This window comes from Streptomyces sp. NPDC006294, from assembly GCF_042870895.1.
GTDB lineage: Bacteria > Actinomycetota > Actinomycetes > Streptomycetales > Streptomycetaceae > Streptomyces.
Genome location: NZ_JBIAHV010000004.1, coordinates 46,200 through 71,707 on the forward strand (window position 1 = coordinate 46,200; position 25,508 = coordinate 71,707).

A 25,508-nucleotide genomic window follows, 5' to 3' on the forward strand; every position below is an offset into this window, starting at 1 on the left:
AAAAGGGACGCCGGCCGACCCGGTCAGGGCCCCGTCGCGGCCGGCCGCGACCCGGTCAGGGACAGTGAAGGAAGCCTTCAGGGTCGTCTCCGGCCGGCCCCTGACCCACAATGGGCGAAGCCGCGTGCGCAACTTCCCCGAAACCCGCGGATGGGATGCTCCAGGGAGCAGGCACGCGCCGTGACCGGCAAGGATTGGTAGGAACTCAGACATGGACAAGCAGCAGGAATTCGTGCTCCGTACGCTCGAGGAGCGCGACATCCGCTTCGTACGCCTGTGGTTCACCGATGTGCTCGGCTTTTTGAAGTCGGTCGCCGTGGCACCCGCCGAGCTGGAACAGGCATTCGACGAAGGAATCGGCTTCGACGGCTCCGCGATCGAGGGCTTCGCCCGGGTCTACGAGTCCGACATGATCGCCAAGCCGGACCCCGGCACCTTCCAGATCCTGCCGTGGCGCGCCGAGGCCCCCGGCACGGCCCGGATGTTCTGCGACATCCTGATGCCCGACGGCTCTCCGTCGTTCGCGGACCCGCGGTTCGTGCTGAAGCGGATCCTGGCCAAGACCTCGGACCTGGGCTTCACGTTCTACACCCACCCCGAGATCGAGTTCTTCCTGCTCAAGGACAAGCCGGTCGACGGCAGCCGGCCCACGCCCGCCGACAGCTCCGGCTACTTCGACCACACCCCGCAGAACGTCGGCATGGACTTCCGCCGCCAGGCGATCACCATGCTCGAGTCCATGGGCATCTCGGTCGAGTTCAGCCACCACGAGGGCGCGCCCGGCCAGCAGGAGATCGACCTGCGGTACGCGGACGCGCTGTCCACGGCCGACAACATCATGACGTTCCGCCTGGTCATGAAGCAGGTCGCGCTGGAGCAGGGCGTGCAGGCCACCTTCATGCCGAAGCCGTTCTCCGAATACCCCGGCTCGGGCATGCACACCCACCTGTCCCTCTTCGAGGGCGACCGCAACGCGTTCTACGAGTCCGGCGCCGAGTACCAGCTCTCCAAGGTCGGCCGCTCCTTCATCGCCGGCCTGCTGCGGCACGCCGCCGAGATCTCGGCCGTCACCAACCAGTGGGTGAACTCCTACAAGCGCATCTGGGGCGGCTCCACCCGCAGCGCCGGCGCCGGCGGCGAGGCCCCCTCGTACATCTGCTGGGGCCACAACAACCGCTCCGCCCTGATCCGCGTCCCGATGTACAAGCCCGGCAAGACCGGCTCCGCCCGCATCGAGGTCCGCTCCCTCGACTCCGGCGCCAACCCGTACCTCTCGTACGCGGTTCTCCTCGCCGCCGGCCTCAAGGGCATCGAGGAGGGCTACGAACTCCCGGCCGGCGCGGACGACGACGTCTGGGCCCTCTCCGACGCCGAACGCCGCGCGATGGGCATCACCCCGCTCCCGCAGAACCTGGGCGAGGCGATCGACCTGATGGAACGCAGCGAGCTGGTGGCCGAGACCCTGGGCGAGCACGTCTTCGACTTCTTCCTCCGCAACAAGAAGCAGGAGTGGGAGGAGTACCGCAGCGAGGTCACGGCCTTCGAACTGCGCAAGTCCCTGCCGGTGCTGTAAGCCCAGGTCAGCCCTGGTTTCACCGCTGTACGGCACTCCGGGCCGACGGTCACCGACCGTCGGCCCGGAGGCGTCTCAGGCTCCGTAAGAGGAGCACGGCCTCGCGGGTCCGGTGCTCTTCTTGCTTGTCCGCGACGCGGCAGGTCAGTGCAGCGCTTCCTGCTGGTGTGCGGGAGGCTCGGGCGGGCGGCCATCCCGATCTGGTTCGGCAACAGCGAGCAGCCGGTCTTGAGGCCCGCCGACCGGAGCGCGACAGACCTTTCTCTTTTCAAGTGCGTCAGCACGGCGGACTTGGCTTTCTAGCGGCGCTTCCGGCGCTTCCCTGCTTTGCCACCGGAGGGGCGCAATTTCTGGGCTTCAAATGGTCTGCCCAGGGCGGTGAGTACCTGGGCGAGGTTTTCGGCGAGGCGCTGAGTCTGGGGGTGGTTCTCGCCCAGGGTGCGGCGGCTTCGGGCATGAGCGTCCCTGAGGAGCTTCTCTGCTGCTGCGACCTGTCGAAGATGGGCCAGGGTGGTGGCGAGGTTGTTGGCGGAGTTGAGGGTGTCGGGGTGGTCCTGGCCCAGGATGCGGCGGCGGTGTTCGTGGGTGTCCTCGTGCAGGCGGCGCGCCTTTTCGTACTCCCCGAGACGGGCCAGGGCGGTGGCGAGGTTGCTGGCGGAGTTGAGGGTGTCGGGGTGGTCCTGGCCCAGGATGCGGCGGCGGTGTTCGTGGGTGTCCTCGTGCATGCGGCGCGCCTCCTCGTACTCCCCGAGACTGTCCAAGGCGGTGGCGAGGTTGCTGGCGGAGGTCAGGGTGTCGGGGTGGTCCTGGCCCAGGACGCGGCGGCGGTGTTCGTGGGTGTCCTCGTGCAGGCGGCGCGCCTCCTCGTACTCCCGGAGATGGGCCAAGGAGTTGGCGAGATTGTTGGCGGAGTTGAGGGTGTCGGGGTGGTCCTGGCCCAGGATGCGGCGGCGGTGTTCGTGGGTGTCCTCGTCCATGCGGCGCGCCTCCTCGTACTCCCCGAGAAGGTCCAGGGCGGTGGCGAGGTCGTTGGCGGAGTTGAGGGTGTCGGGGTGGTCCTGGCCCAGAGTGCGGCGGCGGCGTTCGAGGGTGTCCTCGATGATGCGGCGCGCCTCGTCGTACTCCCCGAGGTCGGCAGTGGCATGGCCGAGGTACTGCGCGATGCCGAGCGTGTCGGGGTGCTCCTCGCCCAGGGCGGTGACCCAGATGGGGTGGAGAGTGGCGGCCAGGTCGCGGCCGGCGCGCGCCTGTCCACTCACGCAGAGGTAGCGGGCGGCCCGGATGAGCGTCTGGTGCAGTGGGGGGTGCTGGGCGGCGGTGTGCAGTCGGGCGTTGAGGTGGGAGGTCAGGGCGGCCCATGTCGGCCAGGAGACCGGGTCCACCGCCTCGCCCGGCGCAATGGCGGCCAGGAGGGTGGTGACGTCGTCTTCTGCCGCGGTGGTGTCGGCTTCGCTGGTGTGGTCGCGGACGATGGCCTGGGTGAGCCGGTGGATCTGGAAGGTTTCGTGGTCGACGCGGGCCAGACCACAGCGGGACAGGAACTGGAGTGCGGTCTGGGGCCACATGAAGTCGTCGGGGTCGACGGTGAGCGTGGCCAGTCGGCCGCGGGTGGTCTCCAGCCAGCCGGTGGGAATGGGGTCGGGGCCCAGGAACGCGGCCAGGCGCAGCAGTTCGGCGGCCTGTAAGTGGTCGTTGGTCAGGCGGGTGGTGGCGATGTCCACCGTGGCTGCAAGGTGGGCGGGGTATCCGGGCGGGCCGCCGTTGGCCATGAGCCGCGCGGTCTTGTCGGTGAGCAGCTGGCGGTAGCGGTCCGGGGTCATGCCGGTGGTGATGACGCCGGCGGCCTGGGCCAGGGCCAGGGGAAGGTCACCGAGGTCGCCGGCGAGTGTGCCGGCCTGCTGCGCGGCGATGTCGGGGATGCGGGTGGTCAGGTAGGCCACGGAGTCGCTGCGGGGGAACACGTCCAAGCCGTGGCTGGGGACGATGTCCTTCCAGCCTGGGTTGCGGGAGGTGATCAGTACGTGGCCGGGGCCGGTGGGCAGCAGGGTCTCGAAGGCGCCGGGGTCGTCGGCGTTGTCCAGGACGATCAGCCAGCGCTCCCGGGTGCGCAGGTGTTCGAGCAGGGCGCGGGTGGTGTGGTCGGTGCCGGCCCCGGGTGCGGCCATGCCCAGGCGTGCGGCCAGTTCGGTGTAGTGGACGGGGATCTGGTCGGCCTGTTCGGCGTCGATCCACCACACGGTGTCGTACTGGCTGGCGAAGCGGTGGGCGTACTCCAGGGCGAGCTGGGTCTTGCCTATCCCGCCCAGGCCGTGCAGGGCCTGCACCACCGCCTGCCGGCCGCCCAGCAGCCCCTCCCGCACCCGTGTCATCGTCGCCTCTCGGCCGGTGAAGTGCGGATTGCGGCGCGGCACGTTCCACACCCCCGGCACACCAGCGCCCGGCAGCCGCGGACGCCCGCCGCCGGCATCCCCGCCCGACGCCGCCGCTCTTGCCGTGCCGGGGAACGGCGGGGGTGCGAGCGGGCCGGTGGGGCCGTCGACGGCCTCCCGCAGCGCAGTGATCGCGGCCTGCTCGTCCAGACCGTGCAGATCCCTACGGATCACGGCAGCCAGGATGTCAGGGACGTCGCCGCCGTGGAGGGGCTCGACCGTCAACGGCACGAGCCGGCGCCGGCGCGCGACGGCGGAGGTCCACTCCTCACGCGTCCAGCGCGCAGGATCGAAATAGCTGTTGGAGAACAGCGCCACCACCGCGGTGGCGCGCTCCAGGGCCTGGTCCATCCGCTCGACGAAGTTGTCGCCGGTGCGCCAGTCCCACACATCCAGCTCCACGCGGTGACCGGCTTCCCGCAGATGCCAGGCCACCCACTCCGCCCAGGCCCGGTCCGCTCCGACGTAGCTGACGAACACCGACTCCGCTGCCCCCGGCATCGCCCGTCCCCTCTGCGCGCTCATGCCCCGCGCCCGCCGCGGATACCCCACCCATGATCCGGCCTATACGGTGGGTCCAGGGCGTGAATCCGGAAACAAGGGGGGGGCAGGCATGGTACGGGCACCGAAGAGCATCGACGTGAAGCTGAACCTGCGTGGTGGAGCTCTCCGGGACCTGGGAGCCCAGCGACACCGAACGGCGCGCCGCGTGGGAGCTGTATGTCGAGCTGGTCACCCGCGTCTCCGTCGTGCCGCTACGAGCCGACGAGGGGCTGCTGCGTGAAGCACTGAGCAGCCTGTACTCCCTGTACTTGTGGACAAGTCTCTCCGACGGTCAGTCAGAAGCCCGCGACCTGAGCACACGTCCAAGACCGAAAGGCCATCCGGAGCTGTGCCCGGTTGGAGCTGGGCCCCTCTGTGGGCCGTCGAAGGGCGGCCTGGAGTGACCAACAACCACCACAGGCGGCCGCCGGCTGCTGGTCGGGCCGGTCTTGCCTTGGGTCCTCTGAGGTCGCATGCGAGCGGCACAAGTTCCTGCGCGCGACAAGGAGCCGGAGTGGGAGGAGTACCGCAGCGAGGTCACCGTCTTCGAGCTGCGCAAGTCCCTGCCGGTGCTGTAGGCGCAGGTCAGGACGGTATTCGAGCCTTGGCGCCGTTCCGGGCCGACGGGCGTGAACCGTCGGCCCGGCAAACGAATGGAGGCTTGGTAGTCTCCACCCGCCATGACCAACGCCCTCACGCGTCTTCTCGACATCGCCCCCGCGCCCGGCGAGCCCCGCCAGAAGGACTGGGTCGGGGCCGAGCGCCGCCTCGGGTTCGAGCTTCCCGCCGACTACAAGGAACTCATCCGCGTCTATGGGGGAAGTAACTGGGACGACTGTCTGTACGTCCTGGAGCCCAGCTGCCCCAACGAGAACTACGACCTCATCACATGGGCGGAGCAACAGGCCGAAGACCTGGAAGACCTGTGGGAGTTCGAGAAGAAGCCGCCAGAATTGGAGGCGGAGGGTTCCCAGGTCATCCCATGGGCGACCACGGACAACGGAGAATGCCTCTACTGGCTGGTCCGGCCAGGTCTTGAGCCGGGCCGATGGACCGTCATGGTGAACGAGGCGCGCGGCGGCCGATGGGAGCATTTCTCCGTCTCCTGCACGGGATTCCTGGCCTCTTCCCTGGACGGAGAGCTGCGGTCGAGCATCCTCTCGTCCTCGTTCCCCCGCGCTCCGCATGAATTCCGTCGGCTCGGTCCGGTATGACGACGCGTCACTGCGTCGCCCAACTCCCCGGACGCCATGGGCCGAGCTGTCTGCGAGCTGCGCGCTCGTCCACCCCTGGCGCACTCCGCTGCGCGCAATTGCCGTTGCGCCTGGCGGGAGTTGACAGTTCGAACGGGGTCGCGACAGCATCCGGGCGGTGGAGATCATCGATCTGACGCCCGCCGAGCGACGCGTCGTCGAGGCGTTCCCGCGGGGTGAGGGGGTCGACTTCCGCGAGGGCGCCGGCGACGAACCCGGGTCCGGGGCCTCCTGGGGGCCCCAGCGGACGGTGCGCGCCGAGGTGCTTCGGGCGCTGCTCGTGGACGGGCCGCGGCAGGACGGTGAGATCGCGGGGATGAAGGTGTGGGGCGCGCGTATCACCGGCGTGCTGAACCTCAAGTTCGGGACGATCCACAGCCCCGTCCGGCTGCGGGCGTGTCACTTCGAGGAGCCGCCGGATCTCTACGGCGCCCAGCTCCGCCTCCTGGCGCTGACCGACTCCGAGCTGCCGGGGCTCATCGCCGGCACCCTGCGCGTCGACCTCGTGCTGCGGATGACCGGCTGCCGCGTCACCGGGCCCGTACGGCTGGCGGGCTCGCAGATCGGCGGCGCGGTCTTCCTCGACGGGGCCCGCCTGGACGCCGGGGACGGCGACCAGGAGCCCGGCGCACCGGTGCTGTCGCTCAACCACGCGACGATCGGAGCCGACATCTGGGCGGTGGGCCTCGTCGTGGACGGTCAGACCGGGTTGAACGGCGCGACCGTCGGAGGTCGGATCAACCTCGACGACGCCACCCTGCGCTGCCCGGGCGGTACCGCCCTGCACGCCGAGAACCTGTCCGTCGGGGCCGACCTGCGGGCGATGCGGCTGCGGGCCGAGGGCCGGATCAACCTGACGGGCGCGACCGTCCCCGGTCAGCTGAATCTGGCGCACGCCAGGCTGTCGAACCCCGGCGGCCAGGCCCTGCGCGCCAGCAGCTGCGTCGCCGGCGAGCTGTGGCTACGAGATGCGGCACCGATCGAGGGCGCCGTGAATCTGCGCCGCTCCCAGCTGGAACTGCTGCACATATCCCCGGAGGTCTGGCCCGACCAGGTCATGATCGACGGGCTCGGCTACCGCAGGCTCACGCCCCACCTGCCGGCCGAGCAGCGGCTGCCACTGCTGGAACACGGACAGACGGACTATCTGCCGTTCACCTACGAACAGCTGGCCACCGCCTACCGCACGGTCGGCGACGAGGCCGCCGCCCGCACCGTCCAGTTCGCCAAGCTCCGCCGCCATCGCCGCACACTCCCGTGGCAGGCCAGGGTCTGGGGCATCCTCCAGGACGTGACCGTCGGCTACGGCTTCCGCCCGCTGCGCGCCGCCGGATGGCTGGCGGCGCTGTTGCTCACCGGGACCGTCGCCTTCGCCCTGAAGTATCCGCCCGCGCTGAAGCCCGACGAGGCCCCCGACTTCAATCCCGCGTTCTACACCCTCGACCTGCTGCTGCCGATCATCGGCTTCGGCCAGGAGACCGCGTACGCACCCCAGGGCGCGTACCAGTGGCTGGCGTATCTGCTGATCATCGGCGGCTGGGTCCTGGCCACCACGATCGCGGCGGGGGTCACCCGGTCCCTGAGCCGCCAGTAGGGCCCCGATCTGCCCAGCGGCTCGTCCAGGACAGGGACTGTCCGCCACGGCAGGCCGTGCGGATGCGAAACGCGCCCGGGGCGGTGACCCTGGAGTGACGGGGGACCCTGCGTCGAGGAGGAAAACCCCATGTCCATGATGGACAAGCTCAAGAGCATGCTCAAAGGCCACCCTGACCAGACGAACCAGGGCATCGAGAAGGCCGGCGACTACGTGGACGGCAGGACCCAGGGCAAGCACAGCCGCCACGTGGACACGGCCCAGGACAAGATGAGGGACCAGTTCGGAGGCGGCGGCACCGGCGGGACCGAACGCCGCGACGAGCCGCCGCAGCAGTGACCTCACCGGTGTGAACGGCCCGGCCCGGACCGGGGGCACCGCCCTCCGGGCCCGGGCCGCCGTGCGGCTACGCCCGCACCGGCTTGCGGGCCAACAGACTGGCCTGCGGCGTCTTCTCGTCCGGCTCCGCCTCCCGCACCATGGTCGCCCTCGGCTCGAAACCGGCCTCCCGCAACTGCCCGGTCACGCGGTCCGGCCGCATCCGGTGGAAGTCGAGCGACACGACGTGCCCGAACCCCTTGGTGTAGCGCGTCACCTCCTCACCGACCTGGAAGGCCAGCGCCAGGTACCCGCCGGGCGCGAGGACGCGGTGGAATTCCGCGAGCACTCCGGGAACCTCGGCGGGCGGTAGGTGGATCAGCGAGTACCACGCGACGATTCCGCGCAGCGAGCCGTCCGCGAAGCCGCCGAGCTCCGTCATCGACCCCTCGTCGAACCGCAGATCCGGAAACGTCCGCCGGGCCAGCGACACCATCACGGGCGACAGGTCGACGCCCCTGACATCCACCCCGAGCCCGTCGAGATACGCCGTCACCCGCCCCGGCCCGGACCCGAACTCCACGACGGGCCCGCCGCCGTCCCGCACCACGCTCTGCGCGAAGGCGGTGAGCACGGCCAGGGCCAGCGGCTTGGCCTCCGGCTCGGTCTTGAACGTCTCCGCGTAGTCGACGGCGATCGCGTCGTACGAGTCGCGGGTGTCGCGCAGGAACGCGGTCTCTTCACGTCGTGTCGTCATGCGGCATCCCACCAGTCCTTGGCGGCCGCCCAGTGCGCGACCCAGCCGGCGAACCCGGACTCCGCCGTGGTGTGGCCGAACGCCGCGCCGAACGCCGCGCGCAGGGCGGCGATTTGGGCGGGCGTCGCGTGATCGGTATCCATGCCTCCCATGGATACCAGGCGTCACTGACAACGAGGCCGCCGCCCGGTCAGCCCTCGGCGGCGTACGCGACGAACGTGGCCCAGGCGGTGGGGCCGAGGGCGAGACCGGGGACGGCGGCGTCCTTGGAGTCGCGCACGTGGACGGCGGCGGGGGTGGCGGCGACCTCGACGCAGCTGGAATCGGGTTCGCTGCTGCTGTAGCTGCTCTTCGACCACTGCAACCCGCGTATGGGCTTGTCGGTCATGCTTCTCCCAGCGCCTTCTCGATGAATGTCAGCGACTCCTGAGGGGTGAGCGCCTGTGCCCGGATGATTCCATACTGGATTTCCAGGGGCTGCACCTCCTTCGGATGTGAGACCAGGCGGGAGAAACGCTGCACGTCCACGTGCCCGACGGTCGTTCCACTCCGCAGCCTCAGCAGTTGCAGAGGCCCTGCCATACCGGCGTGGTCCTCCCGCTCGGTCGGCATGATCTGGATCTCGACGTGCCGCAACCGGCCGACGGCCAGCAGCCGTTCGAGCTGGGCGCGCCACACCTCGCGGCCACCCAGTGGTCTGCACAGAGTGACCTCTTCCTGAACGAAGCTGAAGATCGGCGCCGCTTGGGCGGTGAAGAGCGCCTGCCGGGCCATGCGTGCCGCGATGCCCTGCTCGATGACTTCCTCCGACAGGACAGGGCGCCTCATGTGGAAGAGCGCGCGAGCGTAGGCCTTGGTCTGCAGGAGACCGTGCACGTTGTGGTTCTCGTATGCCGCCAGCTCGACGGACTCGCTTTCGAGCCTTGCCAGGTCGCGGACCTTCTTGGGGTAACGGGCCTCCGCGACGTCCGACTTCATCGCCGAGATCATGCCGCCCGCGTTCAGCACCGCGTCCGCCTGGTCCAGGAATTCCGGCTTCGGAACGCGCCGGCCGCGCTCCACGGAAGAGACCTGTTCCTCCCCGTATCCGATCGCAGCGCCGAGCTCACTCTGCCGCAGCCCTGCTCGCTCGCGCCATGCCTTGATCTGACGGCCGACCGCTTTGAGTACGGCGCTCGTCTCGTCGTCGTGGCCGTCGGTCGGCTGCTCCATGGTGACCTCCGCATCACACGCGTACGAGCCCGGACAGTGGCCGGCCGCAGCCGGACAGAGGTGCCGCGTCCCGGCGGCAGCCCTGTTCAGCGTATGCACGGGCGGACACGCTGAGTGACGTGAACAAGGAAATCACCCGAATCGGCACCCCCGTACACAACTTCACCGTCCTGCTCTCCGCCACGCGCCGGGGCGCGCGGCTCGCGCGGCGGCTGGCCGTTGCGCAGCTCGTCGACTGGGGGCGGCCGTACGAGGCCGTCGAACAGATCGTCGCGGAACTCGCAGCCAACGCGGTGACCCACGGCCGGGTGCCCGGCCGGGACTTCAGGCTGACGCTGCGGCTCGGCGCGGCCGGAGTGGTGCGAATCGAGGTGGCCGACTCGCGTGGCGACCGGCTGCCGGTGCGGGGGAGGCAGCTCGGGGCCGACGCCGTTTCGGGGCGGGGGCTGGTCGTCGTGGAGGCGCTGGCCGATCGGTGGGGTGTGGAGCTGGGGCCCGTGCCCTGCAAAACGGTATGGGCGGAGATCAATCCATTTGAGGCGGTTGAACCGGAACAGGGATGCCGCGACTCGGTGTTCCGGGACTCGGCGGCCCGCGAGGTCAAAGAGTAAGAACTGAGGGAAAGAAACCTTCCAACCCACCCCCGCCCCCGATCACTCGCGTGGGTGAAACGGGCCGGTTCCGCTGGCGCATATGCCGCTGCTCGGTGCACGCTCGGGCTCGACAACTCCCATACGGCAAACGGCCCCCGGCCGGGACGGGCATCCCGATCGAGGGCCTCACCACCCAAGGAAGAACGGACCTTCCCGATGGCTGATCCGCAGCTTAACGCGCTGCCGCGCGCGCTGTCCCTCGTTCCCGCCTCCGGTGTGCAGCACATCAACATCCGGCACCCGGAGCGCTTCACCGTGGTCGGAAACCACCTCGCACAGCACGAAGGGCTGTCCCTGACGGCCATCGGCCTGGCGACGCATGTGCAGTCGCTGAAAGCTGGTTCGATCATCTCGATCCGGGAGCTCGCCAAGCGGTTTCCGGAGAGCGAGAAACGCGTCGGTGACGCCTTCCGAGAGCTGGAGGCGGAGGGCTACATCGCCCGCGTCCGGCTGCGGCTGCCGTCCGGCAAGATGGTGACCGTCACGGTGTCCTACAACAACCCGCCCGCGATGCGCGCCCGACGAACGGCCGAGGTGCCCGCGCCCACCTCCGCCCCGCCTTCGCCGAAAGCCGCACCGGAGCTGGAGCCGGAGCCGAAACCCGAACCGGAGCCGGACGCGGTCGTGCACAACCTCCTGGCCGGGCTGCGCCGCCACGACAGCCGGTTGCTGCTCTCGGAGCGCGACATCCGACGCCTCGCACCGGGCGTGACCACCTGGCTCGAGCGCGGTGTCGACCCGGCCGCCGTGCAGCGCACCCTCACCTCCGCACTGCCGCTCGGCCAGATCCCCAGGCCTGCCGGGCTGCTCGGGCACCGCCTGAGCGCGATGCTTCCGCCGGCGCTCCCCGCCGCCCCGGTCACCGTCCGGCCCGACCCGCTGCAGAACTGCGACGTGTGCGACAGGGCGTTCCGCGCAGCCGAGCCCGGGTGCTGCCCCGAGTGCGTCGCGGCCAACATGACAGCGGCCGCCGCCTGAGGAGCGCGTACGCGTGGAGCCGCTGGAGCGCGGGAAGCGCGCCCGCGCCGGGCCATGACGCGGCGGGCACGCCGCATACGTGCCCGCCGCCATGGACGCCGTCAGCGCTGCGACAGCGGGGCCGGGGCCTCCTGAACGCACCAGCTGTTGCCGTCCGGGTCCTTGAAGAACATGAACGCGTTCCACTCCTCGCCCGTGCCCTCCTCCCAGCCCGTCGCGCCCACGTGCTGGATCGACGTCACCGGGACTCCGCGCGACATCAGCTCGGAGTGCGCCTTCGCGATGTCCGTGACGCACAGCTGGAGGCCGTGGAGCGTGCCGGGGGACATCGTGGGCTGGTCGGGATGCGGTGGCATGCCGCTCAGCAGGGCGATGGAGCAGCGCGACCCGGGCGGGGTCAGTTGGATGATCCGCATACCGGGGGCGACCTCGGAGTCGAGGTCGACCTTGAAGCCGCACGCCTCTGCGTAGAAGGTCTTCGAGCGGTCCAGGTCGGCGACCGGGACGGGGACGACTTCGAGGGTCATTTCCACGGGTGGAATCCTTTCAACGGGACACGTCGGTGGTGAATCGCCAGCGGGTCTGTCCGAACAAGGCGCCCTTCGCGAAGCCGAAGACGGTCCGCGGCGCGACCCGGAAGACCAGGGCATCGCCCGCCTCGTGCGCGAACACGCCGTCCCTGACTTCGAACGCCCAGTCCTGTCCGTACTTTTCCACATAGAGCGCCGCCAGGGCGCGCAACGCCGCTTCGTCGGTCACGCGCTCCGCTTTTCCCTCGACGACCAGGTCGTGGCCCTCGCCCAGTGACGGGACGCCGGTGGTGAGGACGACCTCCTGGTTCTCCCGGAGGTTCTTCGCCTTGCGTTCCCCGGGGCCGGTGCAGAAGTGCAGGGCGTCGTCGTGCCAGACGGCGATCAGCGGCGTGACGTGCGGGCGGCCCTCCGGTCGTACGGTCGTCAGCCAGAACACCTCGGCGTCGCGGAGTTGAGCGACCGCGTCCGACCAGTGGGCGGCCGACGCCCCCGGATCGCTGAAGCGGGGGTCGAGCTCGGAGAGGGGATGGGCGGTCGGTGGCATGGCGCTGGTCCTTCCGTCTGCGGTCGGCACGGTCGACGTATGTGTGGACCGCATGGCGTCCGCATACTCATCGGTCCCTGCGCGCCCGCCGGGCAGCCCGCCCTGGCCTGCGGCTACGCTCGGGCGCACACGGCGGACGGCGCGCACACGGCGCACACACGGCGGACGGCGCACACACGGCGACACGGCGGGCACGGCAGGACGACGGGAGGCCGGGATGACGGTTCCGGGGCGCAGGAGCAGTACGTTCACCCGGTTGCTGAAGCACGGCTTCACCGACCCCTCCGACGCGTCACGGCTCCTCGACCTGCCCGACATGGCGGCGGTGCGCGACGACCCGGTCCTGCTCGACGCCCTCGGCGCCACCGCCGACCCCGACCTCGCACTGCGCTCCCTGGTCCGCCTCGTCGAAGCCCACGAGTCGGGCGAGAGGCGCCGGTTCCTGGACAACCTGATCACCGCGAAGCCGCTGCGCGACCGGCTGCTCGGCGTCCTCGGCGCGTCCGAAGCGCTCGGCGACCACCTCGTTCGCCACCCCCGCGACTGGCACGCCCTGGCCACCTACGAGTCGGCCGACCTGCACCCGGGCGTCGCCGACTTCGAACGCGGGCTCGCCGACGCCACCGACGCCGTCTCGCTGCGGGTCTCCTACCGCCGCTGCCTGCTGGCCATCGCCGCCCGCGACGTGTGCGGCACCACCGACGTGGCCCAGGCCGCCGCCGAACTGGCCGACCTCGCCACCGCCACCCTGCGGGCCGCCCTCGCCATCGCCGGGGCCGCCGCCCCCGACGACGCCGCGATCTGCCGGCTGGCCGTCGTCGCCATGGGCAAATGCGGCGGCCACGAGCTCAACTACGTCTCCGACGTCGACGTCATCTTCGTCGCCGAGCCCGTGAACGGCACCGAGGAGGCCAAGGCGCTGCAGGCCGCGACCCGGCTCGCCTCCCATCTGATGCGCATCTGCTCGGAGACCACCGTCGAGGGCACCATCTGGCCCGTCGATGCCAATCTGCGGCCCGAGGGACGCAACGGGCCCCTGGTGCGCACGCTCTCCAGCCATCTCGCCTACTACCAGCGCTGGGCCAAGACCTGGGAGTTCCAGGCGCTCCTCAAGGCCCGGCCCGTCGCCGGCGACGCCGCGCTCGGCCAGGCGTACACGGAGGCCGTCGCGCCGCTGGTCTGGCAGGCGGCGGAACGCGAGAACTTCGTCGCCGACGTGCAGAAGATGCGCCGCCGCGTCGTCGACAACATCCCTCCGGCCGAGATAGAGCGCGAACTCAAGCTCGGCCCCGGCGGACTGCGCGACGTCGAATTCGCCGTACAGCTCCTGCAACTCGTCCACGGCCGCAGCGACGCCGGCCTGCACAGCGGCACCACCCTGGAAGCGCTCCAGGCGCTCGCCGCCGGCGGGTACGTCGGCCGGGCCGACGCCGCGCAACTCGACGAGGCGTACCGCTTCCTGCGGGCCATGGAGCACCGCATCCAGCTCTACAAGCTGCGCCGCACCCACCTCGTGCCCGAGGACGAGGCCGACCTGCGCCGGCTGGCCCGCTCCCTCGGACTGCGCACCGACCCCGTCACCACCCTGAGCCGCGAGTGGAAACGGCACGCCTCCGTCGTCCGCCGGCTGCACGAGAAGATCTTCTACCGGCCGCTGCTCGACGCCGTGGCCCAGCTCGCCACCGGCGAGACCCGGCTCAGCCCCAAGGCCGCCGGCCAACGCCTCGAAGCCCTCGGATACGCCGACCCCGCAGGCGCGCTGCGCCACCTCGAGGCGCTCGCCTCCGGGGTCAGCCGCAAGGCCGCCATCCAGCGCACCCTGCTGCCCGTCCTGCTCGGCTGGTTCGCCGACTCGGCCGACCCCGACGCGGGCCTCCTCGGCTTCCGCAAGGTCTCCGACGCACTCGGCAAGACGCCCTGGTACCTGCGGCTGCTGCGCGACGAGGGCGCCGCGGCGGAGAACCTGGCGCGGGTGCTGTCCGCCGGTCGGCTCGCGCCCGACCTGCTGCTGCGCGCGCCCGAGGCCGTCGCCATCCTCGGCGACCCGGGCGGGCTGCGGCCGCGCGGCCGCGACCACCTCGAACAGGAGGTCCTCGCCGCCGTCGGCCGCGCCGACACCGCGGAGGCCGCGGTCGCCGCGGCCCGCGGAGTACGGCGCCGGGAACTGTTCCGTACCGCCGCCGCCGACCTCATCGGCTCCTACGGCACCGAGGAGAACCCGGCGGAGGGCGATCCCGGCGCGCTGGTCGACCGCGTCGGCGACGCCGTCACCGAGCTGACGGCCGCCACCATCTCGGGCGCGCTGCGCGCCGCCGTACGCGAACAGTGGGGCGACACCCTGCCGACCCGGTTCGCCGTCATCGGCGTCGGCCGCTTCGGCGGGTACGAGCTCGGCTACGGCTCCGACGCGGACGTCCTGTTCGTCCACGAACCGCGCGAGGGCGTCGACGACCAGGAAGCGGCACGGGCCGCGAACAGCGTCGTCGCCGAGATGCGCCGGCTGCTGCAGCTGCCGACCGCCGACCCGCCGCTCCTCATCGACGCCGACCTGCGGCCCGAGGGCCGCAACGGGCCGCTGGTGCGCACGCTCGGCTCGTACGAGGCGTACTACCGCCGGTGGTCCCTGACCTGGGAGAGCCAGGCACTGCTGCGGGCCCGGCCGATGGCGGGCGACGCCGAGCTCGGCGCGGCATTCGTCGAGCTGGCCGACCCGCTGCGCTACCCGCGGCAGGGGCTCGGCGACGACGCGGTGCGCGACATCCGCCGGCTCAAGGCGCGCATGGAGTCCGAACGGATGCCGAGGGGCGCCGACCCGACGCTGCACACCAAGCTCGGGCGGGGCGGCCTGAGCGACGTCGAGTGGACCGTCCAACTGCTGCAGATGCGGCACGGCGCGGCCGAGCCGGCGCTGCGGACCACCCGTACCCGCGAGGCGCTGGCCGCGGCGCGCGCGGCGGACCTCCTCACCGAGGACGACGCCCGCACCCTCGACGAGGCCTGGGTCCTCGCGACCCGCGTCCGCAACGGCGTGATGCTGGTCCGCGGCCGCGCGGGCGACACGTTCCCCGCGGACGCGCGGGAACTGGCGGCGGTGGGGCGCTACCTGGGCTACGGGCCGGGGCACGTGGGGGACATGCTGGACGACTACCGGAGGGTGACGCGGAGGGCGCGGGGGGTTATGGAGGCGGTCTTCTACGACGCGTAGCCCTTGGGCGGGCGGCGGCGGGGGCGCGTGGCGCCTGCGGCGGGCGTGTTCCCCTCCCCGCCCCTTCCCCGGAACCGGGGCAAGCCCCGGACCCCGATGCGCCCTGCGGGCGGGGGCGGACACCGGGCTCCGCCCGGGCCCGGTACCGCGCTCCGCGCGGTGGCCTCAATCTCCCCCTACGGCCTGGGGCCGTGGCTGGTACCCCCAGGCCGGGCTGGATGTGCCGCTGCGCGGCAACCAGCCCGAGCCGGGCACATCCGGCCTCGCTGGGGGCACTCCCCCTACGCCTGGCGGCGTGGGAGGTACCCCCCACCCACGGCCGCCAGGCCGTAGGGGGAGTTCGAGGCGCGGGGCTCGGGGCGGAGCCCCGAGGAGGCCGTCGCACTCCCGGTCCCGCCGGCTTGGGCAACTTCAGCCCCGCCGGCGATTGAGGCGCGGGACTCGGGGCAGCGCCCCGACAAGACCGGCCGACCAAGCCCCGCCGGCGATTGAGGCGCGGGGGCAAGGGGGCAGAGCCCCCTCGGGCAGGGGTCAGCCGCGGGCCGTCGGGAGGAAGCGGCGGAGGCCCGGCGACGGGTCGCGGGGGAGCGCGGAGACGAGCTGGGGGAGCTGATGCGGCAGCGCCCGGTACCACAGGTACGAGACGCCGAAGCCGAACGCCAGGCAGATGAGGCCCCCCACCGCGTCCAGCCAGAAGTGGTTGGCGGTGGCGACGATCACGACCAGGGTCAGGGTCGGGTACAGCAGGCCCAGGATCTTGGCCCACGGCGCCGCCGCCAGCGCGAAGATGATCAGGCCGCACCACACGGACCAGCCGATGTGCATGGACGGCATCGCCGCGTACTGGTTCGACATGTTCTTCAGGTCCCCGGAGGCCATCGAGCCCCAGGTGTCGTGGACCAGGACGGTGTCGATGAAATTCTGGCCGTTCATCAACCGGGGCGGTGCGAGCGGGTACAGGTAGTAACCGACCAGAGCCACACCGGTCGTGGCGAAAAGGACGAGCCGGGCGGCAGCGTAACGGCCCGGATGCGTACGGTAGAGCCAGACCAGCACACCGATGGTGACGATGAAGTGCAGGGTCGCGTAGTAGTAATTCATCGACACGATGAGCCATGTCACCGAGTTGACGGCGCGGTTGACGGACTCCTCCACCGCTATGCCCATGGTCTGCTCCGCCTGCCAGATCCAGTCGGCGTTGCGGAGGGCCTGGCTCTTCTGCTCGGGCACGGCGTTGCGGATGAGCGAGTACGTCCAGTAACTCACCGCGATCAGCATCACCTCGAACCAGATGCTGGGGCGGGCGGTCGTCCGTGGCACCCGCGGCCGGGGCCGCGAACGGGCAGGTGAAGCAGCGGCCTCGTCCTCCATCGTGGATGACGGGGTCGCCGTCCGTCCTTCGAGAGTCTTCACGGTCGCTTCACCCATGAGAGAGGAGTTTGCCAGATGAACGGCACCCTACGATCATCCCTCCGACGGGTTCGTCCCGCACCCTCTCCGTCTTACGGACTACGGGCGGCCCCCGCCGTCCCGTCCGGCGTCGCGTCCCCGTGCGGAAGCGGTTGAACCGCGGACCACCAGCTCCGGCATGAAGACGAATTCGCCGTGCACGGGAGCCCGGCTCCGCTCCGGAGCCGCGGCCGTCGAGTGGCTGTCGCCCGTCTCCTCCAGGAGCGCGCGTACCGACGCCTGCCCCATCGCCTGCACCGGTTTGCGGATGGTGGTCAGCGGCGGGTCGGTGAACGCGATCAGGGGCGAGTCGTCGAATCCCACGACGGATATGTCGTCCGGTACGTCGAGGCCCCGCCGGCGGGCCGCCCGTATCGCCCCGAGCGCCATCATGTCGCTGGCGCAGACGACGGCCGTGCATCCCCGGTCCAGCAGGGCCGAGGCCGCCGCCTGGCCGCCTTCGAGGGTGTAGAGGGAGTGCTGGACCAGCTCACCGCTCGCCTCCGGCGTGAGGCCGAGCTGTTCCTGCACGGCGAGCCGGAAACCCTCGGTCTTGCGCACCACGGGCACGAACCGGCGCGGGCCGAGCGCGAGGCCGATCCGGGTGTGCCCCAGTGAGACGAGGTGGGTGACCGCGAGCCGCATCGCGCCGCGGTCGTCCGCCGAGATGAACGGCGCGCGGACGCCGGGCGCGTATCCGTCGACGAGGACGAAGGGAACGCCCTTGGTGCGGAGCCGGTCGTAGCGGCCCATGTCGGCGGTGGTGTCGGCGTGCAGTCCGGAGACGAAGATGATCCCGTCGACGCCGCGGTCCACCAGCATCTCGGTCAGCTCGTCCTCCGTCGACCCGCCGGGGGTCTGGGTGGCCAGCACCGGGGTGTAGCCCTGCCGGGTCAGCGCCTGGCCGACGACCTGCGCGAGGGCCGGGAAGATCGGGTTGTCGAGTCCCGGTGTGATCAGCCCCACCAGGCCCGCGCTGCGGCGGCGCAACCGGACGGGCCGCTCGTAACCGAGGACGTCGAGGGCGGCGAGCACCGACTGGCGGGTGGTCGCGGCGACGCCTGGCTTTCCGTTGAGGACCCGGCTCACCGTCGCTTCGCTGACCCCCGCCTGGGTCGCGATGTCGGCCAGCCGTGCGGGTGCGGTCACGCACCGGACTGTACCCGTCACACCCGGGACTGCCCACCGGGCCTGGTGGCGGCGGGAGTTGGTGCCGGAGTCGCCCGCCAGAGGCGCTTCTCCAGCAGCAGCACGCCGTAACTGCTGCCGTCCGCGGCCGACTTGGCCGGTTCCTCACCCACCACCCGGTATCCGGCGGCCTCGTAGTAGTCGCGCAGCCGGGGGTTGCTGCTCAGACAGTCCAGCCGGGCCAGTCGCCGTCCGGCGGCGGTGACACGTCCCTCGGCGTGGGCGAGCAGCAACCGGCCGGCGCCGGGCGGCGTGTCCGCGCCACGAGCGGTCATCAGCCGGTGCACGTAGCCGGCGACCGGCGGCTGTGCGCCCCAGGCCGGCAGGTCGTCCCACCACATCTCGTACGCCCCGGCCGTCCGGCCGCCGTGCCGCAGCAGCCACACCTCCCCCTCGGCGATCCGGCGCCGGAAGTGGGCGGCGTCCTTGCCGCCGGGCCGCCACTGGTCGATGCCGTGGCACAGCGTCCAGCGGGCGGCGCCGTCGTAGAGGGAGACGAGATCGAGCACATCCGATTCGGACGCGGTGGCGGCACGGAAGGCGAAGTCCGGGATCATGGGGCCATGATGGCGCGGGCGCCGCCGGGCGGCCGACGATCAACGAAACGACCGAGATCAACAAAACGACCGAGATCAACGAAACGACCGACGACCCACGACCGGAGACTTCCCATGCCGCAGATCACCGTCGACTACTCGCAGACCGTGGACCCCGCCTTCGACCGGCAGGGCTTCGCCCGCGAACTGCACGAACTGGTTGTGCGGACGGTCGACACCAAACTGGACGCCTGCCGGACGCGGTTCCGCCGGGTCGAGGACACGGTGCTCGGCGCGGGCGGTGCGGAGGACGCCGTCGTGCACATCGCGATCGCGCTGCTTCCCGGCCGGTCCCCCGAACTCAAGGGCGAGCTGTCGGAGGCGGTGCTCGACCTGCTGGCCGGCCGGCTGGCGGCCGCAGGCGGCCCGATGCCGATCCTGTCGGCCGAGGTGCGGGACCTCGAAACGTCCTACCGGAGGCGCTGAGCGGGCACCTTCGCGATCGCCGGCGCCAGCTGCACGAGCCGGCCCACGAGGTCGCCGAACGGGCCGTCCATCGGCTCGTCCCCGAGGATGCGGACGAGCAGGGCGGCCATCTCCTCGTCGTAGGCGGCGCTCACCGCCGCCAGCGCCGCGAAGTCGTGCACCAACTGCAACTCCAGCTCCGCGCGCGGGATGCGGCGTCCGTCGAGCCAGAGCAGGGCCGTCGACTCGGCGAGCGACACCCAGGAGCGCACGACCAGGGCGAGGCGCGGCGACGGGTCGTCGATGCCCAGGTGGGCCAGGATCTGGTCGTACGCGGCCTGCCGCACGCCGTCGATCATCGCGGTGGTCGTGGAGGAGCCGACCGCGGGGCCGCCCCGCATCAACGCCGAGAAGCCGGGGCCGTGTTCGTCGACGAAGTCGAAGAACCGCCCCATCACCCGCAGCAGTCGCACACCGAGCGGGCCCTCGCGCGGTTCGCGGAAGCGGGCGGCGAGTTCGTCGGCGGCCCGCCGCAACGCGGCCTCGTACAGGCTCTGTTTGCCGGGGAAGTAGTGGTAGACCAGCGGGCGCGAGATGCCCGCGGCGGCCGCGATCTCGTCGATCGAGACCTCGTCGGGGGAGCGATGGCTGAACAGCTCCAGCGCCACACCGATCAGCTGCTGTCTGCGCTCCTCGACGCCCATCCTGCGCCGTACCCCGGTCGTCATGCCGACACCCTACCCACCGTGCTCCGGGCGAGACACGAAGGCAGGGGCCGCTGTGCGGCGGCCCAGGACCGGGCTGCCGGACAGCGGCGGACGCACAGCCGCCACGGGGGCGCGGCCGGATCAGCGCAGGGAGCCCACCGAAGTGCCGTCGGCCAGGCGGCCGTTCAGTTCGGGCCGCACGCCCTCGCGGGCGCGGACGGCGACCGTGCTGCCCGCCGCCCCGCCCTCCACCCCGTCGCCGAGGACGGCGACCGAGGTGAGATGCCGGCTGCCGGCCGCCAGCACGTACCACTGGCCCGCCCGCGACTGCCACAGCACACCCGCCAGCACCCTCGGCTCGCGCACCCCGCACGACGGGGAGTCCTCCGCCCGCGCCACCACCGTGCCCGGCGTGCCGGGAGGCGCGGCGGGCGGCTGGAACTGGGCCAGGACCCTGCTCCCCGTACCCCGCCAGGTCTCCGCGCGGGTGCAGACCCAGGAGGCCGTGCCGTTCGCCTCCGGCAGCCGCTGCCGGGCGTAGCGCCACGAGTTGACGCTGCGTACGCCGTGCGCCCGTACCCCCGGCAGCAGACAGGCCGTACGCGCCCAGGACGCGCGGGCCGCGGCGCCCTCGACCTCGGCGGGCGCGTCGGGGGGGCCGTAGGTCAGATGCGCGGGCGTCAGCTCTCCGAGGTCCGTCGTCAGCGCCGTCGTGCTGCCGTCGGTCAGCTCCAGCGCCTGCCACGACCGGCACCCCCGTCCCTGTGCGGGGCTCTCCAGCCGCTCGGTGAGGCCGCTCGCGTCCCGTCGCAGCGGGCGCGGCGCGCCGGACGGGTCCAGCAGGTCCCGCACCGCGACGCCGCGCACCCAGGGCGCCGTCAGATAGCGGACGTACGCCTGCGAGCGCCCGGCCACGAGCGCGCCGGACGCGGTGGCGTCCGCGGCGTCCGTGCGCGCGAAGTCGAGGACCGCGTCGTCCGGCGTGCCCCGCGGCACGGCCTGCTCCGCGTAACGCACGACACGCAGCCCGTCGTACAGCACGACCACCCGCGCCCGGCCCACCCCGCCCGCGAACAGCAACTGCGGCGGGCCCGCCGGGGGACCCGACGACGTACCGGGCGTCGCGCTGACCCTGATCCCGTCACCCGGGTCCGCCCAGGCGACGAGCGCCCGTCGCAGCAGCGGCTGGTCCCCGGTGAGCGGCCCCCGGGCCGGCCACACCGAGAAGTCCCTGCGGACCGACTCCCGCCACGCCGTCGCCGGGACCCGCACCAGCCTTCCCGGATCGAGCGCCGCCCGAGCGGCGGCGTTACGGGGATACGGCCCGTCCCAGGCGTCGGCCTTCCCGCCGCCCGGCAGCAGGAGCAACGTCCCGCACACCGCGAGCGCCGCGGCCGCGACCACGGCCGCCCTGCCGTGCCGGCGACGGCGCAGCAGATCGGTGGGCCGCACCTGGAGCGAGCACGCGTCGAACTCGGAGGAGCCGAGCAACTCCGCGCCGCCCTGCCCGTCCTGCACGCCTTGTACGCCGTCGGCCTCCGCCAGCGCCCCTTCGGGGTCCGCCGCCCCGGCCCGCTCCAGCGCCTCGCGCACCTCGCGGCCGGACAGCCTCTCCAGGCCCCGCAGCACATACGCGGCCCTGGCCGGCCCGGACAGCGCCGACAGCCGCTGGTCCAGAGCGAGTTCACCGGCGCCGCCGGACCGCGGGAAGACCCGCACGCCCCACACGTGCGGCAGGAGCGGCGGGAGCTGCGCCCGCCGGGGCCGTGCCCAGCGGCGCAGCGGCAGCGACGCCTCCAGTGCCTGGCGCACCACCCGGTCCCGTACATACGCGTAGCCGGGGTCGCGGGCCTCCTCCGGGCGGCGGGCGCGGGGCACGGCCGGGGCGGGCGTACCCGACGCGGGCTCGCCGCGGGGGAGCGAACGCTGCACCAGGGCGTGGGCGGTCAGCACGCGGCGGCCCTGGCCGAGGGAGGCGGGCAGCACCAGGTAGGCGATCCGCACCAGGCGCGGGTAGTGCTCGACGAGCGCCGCCTCCGCCTGACCCAGTCCGACTCCCGCACCGCCCCTGCCCGCGTCCCTGCCCGCCTCCCCGGCCGCGTCGTCGGCCGTGGACGAGTTCAGCGGCGACGGGCCGGGCGCGGAGGGGCTCGGAGCGGGTTCCTGGGAGGAGACGACGTCGTGTGGGCGCACGTTCAGCAGAACGAGCGAATCGTCCTATGGTCACCCGGCGCGGCAGAGGGCCCCGTTCAGCTCTCCACGATCAGCCGCTCCCGGATGCCCTCCAGCGCCGCCGACGTGACGCCGAGGCCCTCGCGGACGTACTTCTCCATGCAGCCGTAGCGGGCGTCGACCTCGTCCAGGGCGGCGGCCAGGTACTCGGGCACCACACCGATGATGGACAGCGCCGTCTCCGGCTGCCCGCCCTGGAGGGTGAACCCCTCGACCAGCGGTGCGAACGCCTCGCGCACCGCCGCGTTGACCGACAGGTACTCGGCCTCGACGGTCTCCTGCGTCGCACCGAGCAGGGTCAGCACGACGGTCGCCGCCCAGCCCGTGCGGTCCTTCCCCGCCGTGCAGTGGAACAGCAGCGGACCGGCGTCGGGGTCCGCGACCTCGTTCAGGAACGCCCGGTACGAGGAGCGCGCCGAGGCGGTCGTCACAAAGGCCCGGTAGATGTCGGCGAACATCTCGCCGCCCCGGCCGCCGCCGAGTTCCCGCTCTGCGACGGCCGGATCGGCCAGCAGCCTGCGCAGCCGGGCCGCCGCCGGCATCCGGCCGGAGTCGACCTGGTCGGCCAGCACGTCCGCGAGCAGCAGCCGTCCGCCTTCCGGGAGCCGGTCGGGGCGGGCCTCGCGTTCCGCCCGGGTGCGGAAGTCCACGACGGTACGGACGCCCAGCGCGGCGACGGCCGGGTCGGACGCGGCGTCCATCCGGTCCAGCTGCCCGGAACGGAACAGCAGACCGCTGCGCACCGACCGGCCACCGGGGAGGGGCGTGCCGCCGAGATCGCGAAGGTTCGCGACGGTGGTGGAGGGGATCGCGTTCATGAGCGGACCCTAGGCCCACCGGCCCGCGAGCGGCGGCCGCGACACCGCCGGGCACGGACGGTCACGGAAGCCGACCACCGCGAACCGTCCCGTGCGCCCCGTGCGTTACCCGTGGTTCGGCCGCGCGGAGAGGGGAGGGGCGGGCACCATGGCCCGATGCGGACGAGTACGAATGCGAGTACGGGCACGACGAATGCGGGTGCGGGTGCGGGCGCGCGCCCCGGCAGGAAGCGGGCGGTGACCCGGGCGGGACTGGCAGTGGCGGTCCTGGTCCTGACCGCTGCCTGCGGAGCCGGCGGCGACACCGACGACGGCGACGACGGAGCGCCGGAGCCGAGAACGGCGACCGGCAGCCTCGAGGAACTCGCGCGCCAGGCCGACTGCGAGCCCAACATCCAGACGGACGCCGACGAACTGCGCCAGGCCAACTGCAGGACGGCCGACGGCAGGTTCATCCTCGCGACCTTCAGCACGGACCGCGGCCAGCGCGAGTGGATCAACGAGGCCAACGACTACGGCGGCACGTATCTGGTCGGGCGCAGATGGGTGGCGGTCGGTGACGAGAAGGTCGTCGAGGCGCTCCGCGGCCGGCTCGGCGGCGAGGTGGAGACCGGGGCACAGCACGGCTCGGGCGGCGCGGAGGGCGGTCACGGAGGCCACGAGGAGCACAGCTCGCACAGCGGCGGTTGACCTGACGCGCTGATCACCACCGGGCCGGTCCGGGTCCTCCCGGACCGGCCCGGGAAAGGCCGAAGGCCGAACGGACCGTACGACCGTACCGACCGCGCCGCCCGTCCGCAGACGGCAGGAGGCCGGACCGCCCTGGGGAACTCCCAGGCCGGCCCGGCCTCTTGAGGTTCAGCCGCTCACTGGCAACGACGGCCGTCGTTGATGCAGTCCACCATCTCGTCCATCAGGTTCTCGTCGAAGACGTTGATGAAGTCACCGTGGTCGGTGATCGGCTTGTGCAGCTGCTCGGGGAACGAGTCGACCGCGAAGGCCGAGACGTTGTCCCCTTCGAAGACCGGCGGCGGCACGTCGTAGACGATCCGCTGCACGAGCTGCGGGATGGCCTGGAAGCCGTCCGGGCAGCTGCCGTCGTCCTCCGCGAAGGCCACATGGGTGCGGTGGTTAGCGCTGTCGGTGTTCTCACCGTCCCAACAACTCTGGAACTTGAAGCTCCGCACGACCTGGCTGCCCTGGGGGCAGACCGGATACTTGTCCTTCAGCTGCCGGTTCTCGAATCCGGTGCAGCTCCAGGAGGCGTTGGCATTCGCGTCACCGTTGGTGAAGGACTTGGCGTCACCGGTGATGATGCGCAGGAATTTCGGCATCGCGGTGACCTTGCTGCGCGGATTTCCCTCGAACGTCAGCGTGACCTCCGACGGCTGCTGGATCTCGCCGACGTTCTGGTCGTTGCCGCCACCGTCCTGATCGGCGTCGAACTCGTTCTGGCCGTTCTGCACCCGCAGCACGGGCCAGTAGTACGTCGACTTGTCACCCTGGTTGTCGCAGGTGGTGTCTCCGTTCGCGAAATCGTCGTCGCTGGCGAAGGCGTCATTGGCCTGATTGCCGACGTAGTCGTGCATGTGGTGCGCGCCGTTGCTGACGCCGGGGGCGGCGATGACGTTGTCGGAATTGAACTTGCCGTTCTCGTTCACGCCGCAGTCGGTGACGAAGGTGCCCCGTGAGGCTCCCCGGCGCTGGCGCGGTTCCCGCACGTTCGGCTCGACGGACTCGATCTTCACGAAGTCGTCGGCCTGGGGACCGTTGCCGGCCTGTCCGCCGTTGTTGTCGCCGTCCCCGTCCCCGTTGTTGTCGCCGTTGTCGTTGTTGTCGTTGTTGTCGTTGTTCCGGTCACCGCCGTCCTGGCCCTGGTCCTGGTCGTTGTCGTTGTTCCGGCCGTCGTTCTGACCGCCGTTCTGGTCCCCGTCGTTGTTCTGGTCGTTCTCGTCGCCGCGCAGCGTGCACGGCGCCGTCGCCTCCAGGCCCTGCGGGCGTTCGGCCGAGCGGTCGATCAGGGCGACGATCCGCTGGATGATCACCAGCCGTTCGTTCCTCAGCGGCGACAGAATCTGGTTCTGGGCGAAGGTGCGGTCGCTCTGCACCCGCTGCTTGTTGTCGGCGAACCGCTGGTAGTACGTGGTGATCTGGTTGTCCAGGGTGGCCAGTTCGCGGTCGACGGCGATCCGCTGGTCGTCGGGGATCTCCTCGATGGAATTGACGACCTCCGGACAGTCGATGGTCGAGACCGACTGGCCCGCACTCTGGGTTCTCGGCCCGTCCCGGTCGCCGCCCCAGCTTTCGTGGGCTGACGCGTAGAAATTGGCCGCGATCAGCCCGCCCCCGCCCAGCAGGAGGGCAGCCGAAGCGGCGATCGCCCGGTTGGCCAGAGTTGAGCGTTTTCTCGATTTGCGTCCCATGGAACTCCAATCCCGGGGGAGGGAAGTAGCGCGTCGTTCCATACGGGAGCCGTCGGTGGGGCGTTCAGCGGTGTGCGGAAGTTGTAGAAGTCGCAGGC

At 71.6% G+C, this 25,508-nt stretch carries 23 protein-coding genes and 1 pseudogene; 10 read left to right on the forward strand and 14 right to left on the reverse strand.

The window, feature by feature from the left end; all coding sequences use genetic code 11:
• Positions 1-211 precede the first annotated feature (211 nt).
• Positions 212-1,573 carry a glutamine synthetase family protein gene (locus tag ACFYOP_RS08075; RefSeq protein WP_356891490.1) on the forward strand — a complete coding sequence of 454 codons (1,362 nt, stop codon included), beginning with the start codon at positions 212-214 and terminating at the stop codon, positions 1,571-1,573.
• Between the two features lie 299 nt (positions 1,574-1,872).
• Here the strand turns inward: ACFYOP_RS08075 and fxsT are convergent, their stop codons facing one another.
• The gene (gene fxsT / locus ACFYOP_RS08080; protein ID WP_356891491.1) at positions 1,873-4,503 is read right to left on the reverse strand and encodes an FxSxx-COOH system tetratricopeptide repeat protein; all 2,631 of its coding nucleotides are present in this window, start codon (positions 4,501-4,503) and stop codon (positions 1,873-1,875) included.
• 539 nt (positions 4,504-5,042) lie between these two features.
• Between fxsT and ACFYOP_RS08085 the strand changes: the two are divergent.
• From ACFYOP_RS08085 to ACFYOP_RS08100, 4 genes and pseudogenes are all read left to right on the forward strand, one after another.
• Positions 5,043-5,123 (forward strand): annotated as a pseudogene (locus tag ACFYOP_RS08085) (glutamine synthetase); the annotation flags it as partial.
• Between the two features lie 102 nt (positions 5,124-5,225).
• The gene (locus ACFYOP_RS08090; RefSeq protein ID WP_356891495.1) at positions 5,226-5,759 is read left to right on the forward strand and encodes an SMI1/KNR4 family protein; all 534 of its coding nucleotides are present in this window, start codon (positions 5,226-5,228) and stop codon (positions 5,757-5,759) included.
• A 157-nt stretch (positions 5,760-5,916) separates the two neighbouring features.
• Positions 5,917-7,392: a membrane-associated oxidoreductase gene (locus tag ACFYOP_RS08095; protein ID WP_356891497.1), complete on the forward strand. Its 1,476-nt coding sequence runs from the start codon at positions 5,917-5,919 to the stop codon at positions 7,390-7,392.
• A gap of 129 nt (positions 7,393-7,521) precedes the next feature.
• Entirely contained in the window at positions 7,522-7,731 is a 210-nt protein-coding gene (locus tag ACFYOP_RS08100) for an antitoxin (protein ID WP_356891499.1), read from the forward strand.
• Between the two features lie 67 nt (positions 7,732-7,798).
• Here ACFYOP_RS08100 and ACFYOP_RS08105 read toward each other — a convergent pair whose 3' ends face one another.
• The 4 genes from ACFYOP_RS08105 to ACFYOP_RS08120 are packed head-to-tail and all read right to left on the reverse strand — an operon-like array spanning position 7,799 to position 9,679.
• Positions 7,799-8,467, reverse strand: a complete 669-nt coding sequence (locus ACFYOP_RS08105; RefSeq protein WP_356891501.1) for a class I SAM-dependent methyltransferase — start codon at positions 8,465-8,467, stop codon at positions 7,799-7,801.
• Complete coding sequence (locus ACFYOP_RS08110; RefSeq protein WP_388451087.1) at positions 8,464-8,610, reverse strand: hypothetical protein; 147 nt, start codon at positions 8,608-8,610, stop codon at positions 8,464-8,466. Before ACFYOP_RS08110 ends, ACFYOP_RS08105 begins: the two co-directional genes overlap by 4 nt.
• Before the next feature lie 47 nt (positions 8,611-8,657).
• Complete coding sequence (locus ACFYOP_RS08115; protein WP_356891503.1) at positions 8,658-8,855, reverse strand: DUF397 domain-containing protein; 198 nt, start codon at positions 8,853-8,855, stop codon at positions 8,658-8,660.
• Complete coding sequence (locus tag ACFYOP_RS08120) at positions 8,852-9,679, reverse strand: helix-turn-helix transcriptional regulator (RefSeq protein ID WP_356891505.1); 828 nt, start codon at positions 9,677-9,679, stop codon at positions 8,852-8,854. Before ACFYOP_RS08120 ends, ACFYOP_RS08115 begins: the two co-directional genes overlap by 4 nt.
• A gap of 119 nt (positions 9,680-9,798) precedes the next feature.
• Between ACFYOP_RS08120 and ACFYOP_RS08125 the strand changes: the two genes are divergently transcribed.
• Entirely contained in the window at positions 9,799-10,290 is a 492-nt protein-coding gene (locus ACFYOP_RS08125; protein WP_356891507.1) for an ATP-binding protein, read from the forward strand.
• A 198-nt stretch (positions 10,291-10,488) separates the two neighbouring features.
• The gene (locus ACFYOP_RS08130) at positions 10,489-11,310 is read left to right on the forward strand and encodes a helix-turn-helix domain-containing protein (protein ID WP_356891509.1); all 822 of its coding nucleotides are present in this window, start codon (positions 10,489-10,491) and stop codon (positions 11,308-11,310) included.
• Between the two features lie 101 nt (positions 11,311-11,411).
• Here the strand turns inward: ACFYOP_RS08130 and ACFYOP_RS08135 are convergent, their stop codons facing one another.
• Together ACFYOP_RS08135 and ACFYOP_RS08140 are read right to left on the reverse strand one after the other, a co-directional pair.
• Positions 11,412-11,843 carry a VOC family protein gene (locus ACFYOP_RS08135; protein WP_356891511.1) on the reverse strand — a complete coding sequence of 144 codons (432 nt, stop codon included), beginning with the start codon at positions 11,841-11,843 and terminating at the stop codon, positions 11,412-11,414.
• A 13-nt stretch (positions 11,844-11,856) separates the two neighbouring features.
• On the reverse strand, positions 11,857-12,387 hold the full coding sequence (locus ACFYOP_RS08140; RefSeq protein ID WP_356891513.1) for a pyridoxamine 5'-phosphate oxidase family protein: 531 nt from the start codon (positions 12,385-12,387) through the stop codon (positions 11,857-11,859).
• Between the two features lie 217 nt (positions 12,388-12,604).
• Here ACFYOP_RS08140 and ACFYOP_RS08145 point away from each other — a divergent pair, with 217 nt between their 5' ends.
• The gene (locus ACFYOP_RS08145) at positions 12,605-15,592 is read left to right on the forward strand and encodes a bifunctional [glutamine synthetase] adenylyltransferase/[glutamine synthetase]-adenylyl-L-tyrosine phosphorylase (protein ID WP_356891515.1); all 2,988 of its coding nucleotides are present in this window, start codon (positions 12,605-12,607) and stop codon (positions 15,590-15,592) included.
• A gap of 531 nt (positions 15,593-16,123) precedes the next feature.
• On the opposite strand, the gene ACFYOP_RS08150 is transcribed toward ACFYOP_RS08145, so the two are convergent.
• From ACFYOP_RS08150 to ACFYOP_RS08160, 3 genes are all read right to left on the reverse strand, one after another.
• Positions 16,124-17,020, reverse strand: coding sequence for a phosphatase PAP2 family protein (locus ACFYOP_RS08150; RefSeq protein ID WP_356891517.1), 897 nt, complete (start codon positions 17,018-17,020; stop codon positions 16,124-16,126).
• 81 nt (positions 17,021-17,101) lie between these two features.
• The gene (locus ACFYOP_RS08155; protein ID WP_356891519.1) at positions 17,102-18,190 is read right to left on the reverse strand and encodes a LacI family DNA-binding transcriptional regulator; all 1,089 of its coding nucleotides are present in this window, start codon (positions 18,188-18,190) and stop codon (positions 17,102-17,104) included.
• A 17-nt stretch (positions 18,191-18,207) separates the two neighbouring features.
• Positions 18,208-18,786 (reverse strand): N-acetyltransferase, encoded by a 579-nt coding sequence (locus tag ACFYOP_RS08160; protein ID WP_356891521.1) that lies wholly within the window; start codon positions 18,784-18,786, stop codon positions 18,208-18,210.
• Positions 18,787-18,900: 114 nt separating this feature from the next.
• Between ACFYOP_RS08160 and ACFYOP_RS08165 the strand changes: the two genes are divergently transcribed.
• Positions 18,901-19,251, forward strand: coding sequence for an isomerase (locus ACFYOP_RS08165; protein WP_356891523.1), 351 nt, complete (start codon positions 18,901-18,903; stop codon positions 19,249-19,251).
• Here the strand turns inward: ACFYOP_RS08165 and ACFYOP_RS08170 are convergent.
• The 3 genes from ACFYOP_RS08170 to ACFYOP_RS08180 form a co-directional block, all read right to left on the reverse strand.
• Positions 19,236-19,958, reverse strand: a complete 723-nt coding sequence (locus ACFYOP_RS08170; RefSeq protein ID WP_356891525.1) for a TetR/AcrR family transcriptional regulator — start codon at positions 19,956-19,958, stop codon at positions 19,236-19,238. The genes ACFYOP_RS08165 and ACFYOP_RS08170 overlap by 16 nt on opposite strands.
• A 120-nt stretch (positions 19,959-20,078) precedes the next feature.
• Positions 20,079-22,139 carry a hypothetical protein gene (locus tag ACFYOP_RS08175; protein ID WP_388451210.1) on the reverse strand — a complete coding sequence of 687 codons (2,061 nt, stop codon included), beginning with the start codon at positions 22,137-22,139 and terminating at the stop codon, positions 20,079-20,081.
• A 47-nt stretch (positions 22,140-22,186) separates the two neighbouring features.
• Positions 22,187-22,987, reverse strand: a complete 801-nt coding sequence (locus ACFYOP_RS08180) for a tyrosine-protein phosphatase (protein WP_356891527.1) — start codon at positions 22,985-22,987, stop codon at positions 22,187-22,189.
• A gap of 237 nt (positions 22,988-23,224) precedes the next feature.
• On the opposite strand from ACFYOP_RS08180, the gene ACFYOP_RS08185 reads away from it, so the two are divergent.
• A complete protein-coding gene (locus tag ACFYOP_RS08185; protein WP_356891529.1) occupies positions 23,225-23,677 on the forward strand; it encodes a hypothetical protein in 453 nt (150 codons plus the stop codon).
• A 176-nt stretch (positions 23,678-23,853) separates the two neighbouring features.
• On the opposite strand, the gene ACFYOP_RS08190 is transcribed toward ACFYOP_RS08185, so the two are convergent.
• A complete protein-coding gene (locus ACFYOP_RS08190) occupies positions 23,854-25,410 on the reverse strand; it encodes a DUF1996 domain-containing protein (protein ID WP_356891531.1) in 1,557 nt (518 codons plus the stop codon).
• Positions 25,411-25,508: the final 98 nt, after the last annotated feature.

Coding starts and splice junctions, on each gene's coding strand:
- fxsT (WP_356891491.1), bottom strand. CDS start 4,503: ATGCCGGGGGCAGCGGAGTCGGTGTTCGTCAGCTACGTCGGAGCGGAC.
- ACFYOP_RS08100 (WP_356891499.1), top strand. CDS start 7,522: ATGTCCATGATGGACAAGCTCAAGAGCATGCTCAAAGGCCACCCTGAC.
- ACFYOP_RS08145 (WP_356891515.1), top strand. CDS start 12,605: ATGACGGTTCCGGGGCGCAGGAGCAGTACGTTCACCCGGTTGCTGAAG.
- ACFYOP_RS08190 (WP_356891531.1), bottom strand. CDS start 25,410: ATGGGACGCAAATCGAGAAAACGCTCAACTCTGGCCAACCGGGCGATC.
- ACFYOP_RS08130 (WP_356891509.1), top strand. CDS start 10,489: ATGGCTGATCCGCAGCTTAACGCGCTGCCGCGCGCGCTGTCCCTCGTT.
- ACFYOP_RS08110 (WP_388451087.1), bottom strand. CDS start 8,610: ATGGATACCGATCACGCGACGCCCGCCCAAATCGCCGCCCTGCGCGCG.
- ACFYOP_RS08165 (WP_356891523.1), top strand. CDS start 18,901: ATGCCGCAGATCACCGTCGACTACTCGCAGACCGTGGACCCCGCCTTC.
- ACFYOP_RS08140 (WP_356891513.1), bottom strand. CDS start 12,387: ATGCCACCGACCGCCCATCCCCTCTCCGAGCTCGACCCCCGCTTCAGC.
- ACFYOP_RS08105 (WP_356891501.1), bottom strand. CDS start 8,467: ATGACGACACGACGTGAAGAGACCGCGTTCCTGCGCGACACCCGCGAC.
- ACFYOP_RS08150 (WP_356891517.1), bottom strand. CDS start 17,020: ATGGGTGAAGCGACCGTGAAGACTCTCGAAGGACGGACGGCGACCCCG.
- ACFYOP_RS08120 (WP_356891505.1), bottom strand. CDS start 9,679: ATGGAGCAGCCGACCGACGGCCACGACGACGAGACGAGCGCCGTACTC.
- ACFYOP_RS08170 (WP_356891525.1), bottom strand. CDS start 19,958: ATGACGACCGGGGTACGGCGCAGGATGGGCGTCGAGGAGCGCAGACAG.
- ACFYOP_RS08090 (WP_356891495.1), top strand. CDS start 5,226: ATGACCAACGCCCTCACGCGTCTTCTCGACATCGCCCCCGCGCCCGGC.
- ACFYOP_RS08160 (WP_356891521.1), bottom strand. CDS start 18,786: ATGATCCCGGACTTCGCCTTCCGTGCCGCCACCGCGTCCGAATCGGAT.
- ACFYOP_RS08075 (WP_356891490.1), top strand. CDS start 212: ATGGACAAGCAGCAGGAATTCGTGCTCCGTACGCTCGAGGAGCGCGAC.
- ACFYOP_RS08180 (WP_356891527.1), bottom strand. CDS start 22,987: ATGAACGCGATCCCCTCCACCACCGTCGCGAACCTTCGCGATCTCGGC.
- ACFYOP_RS08115 (WP_356891503.1), bottom strand. CDS start 8,855: ATGACCGACAAGCCCATACGCGGGTTGCAGTGGTCGAAGAGCAGCTAC.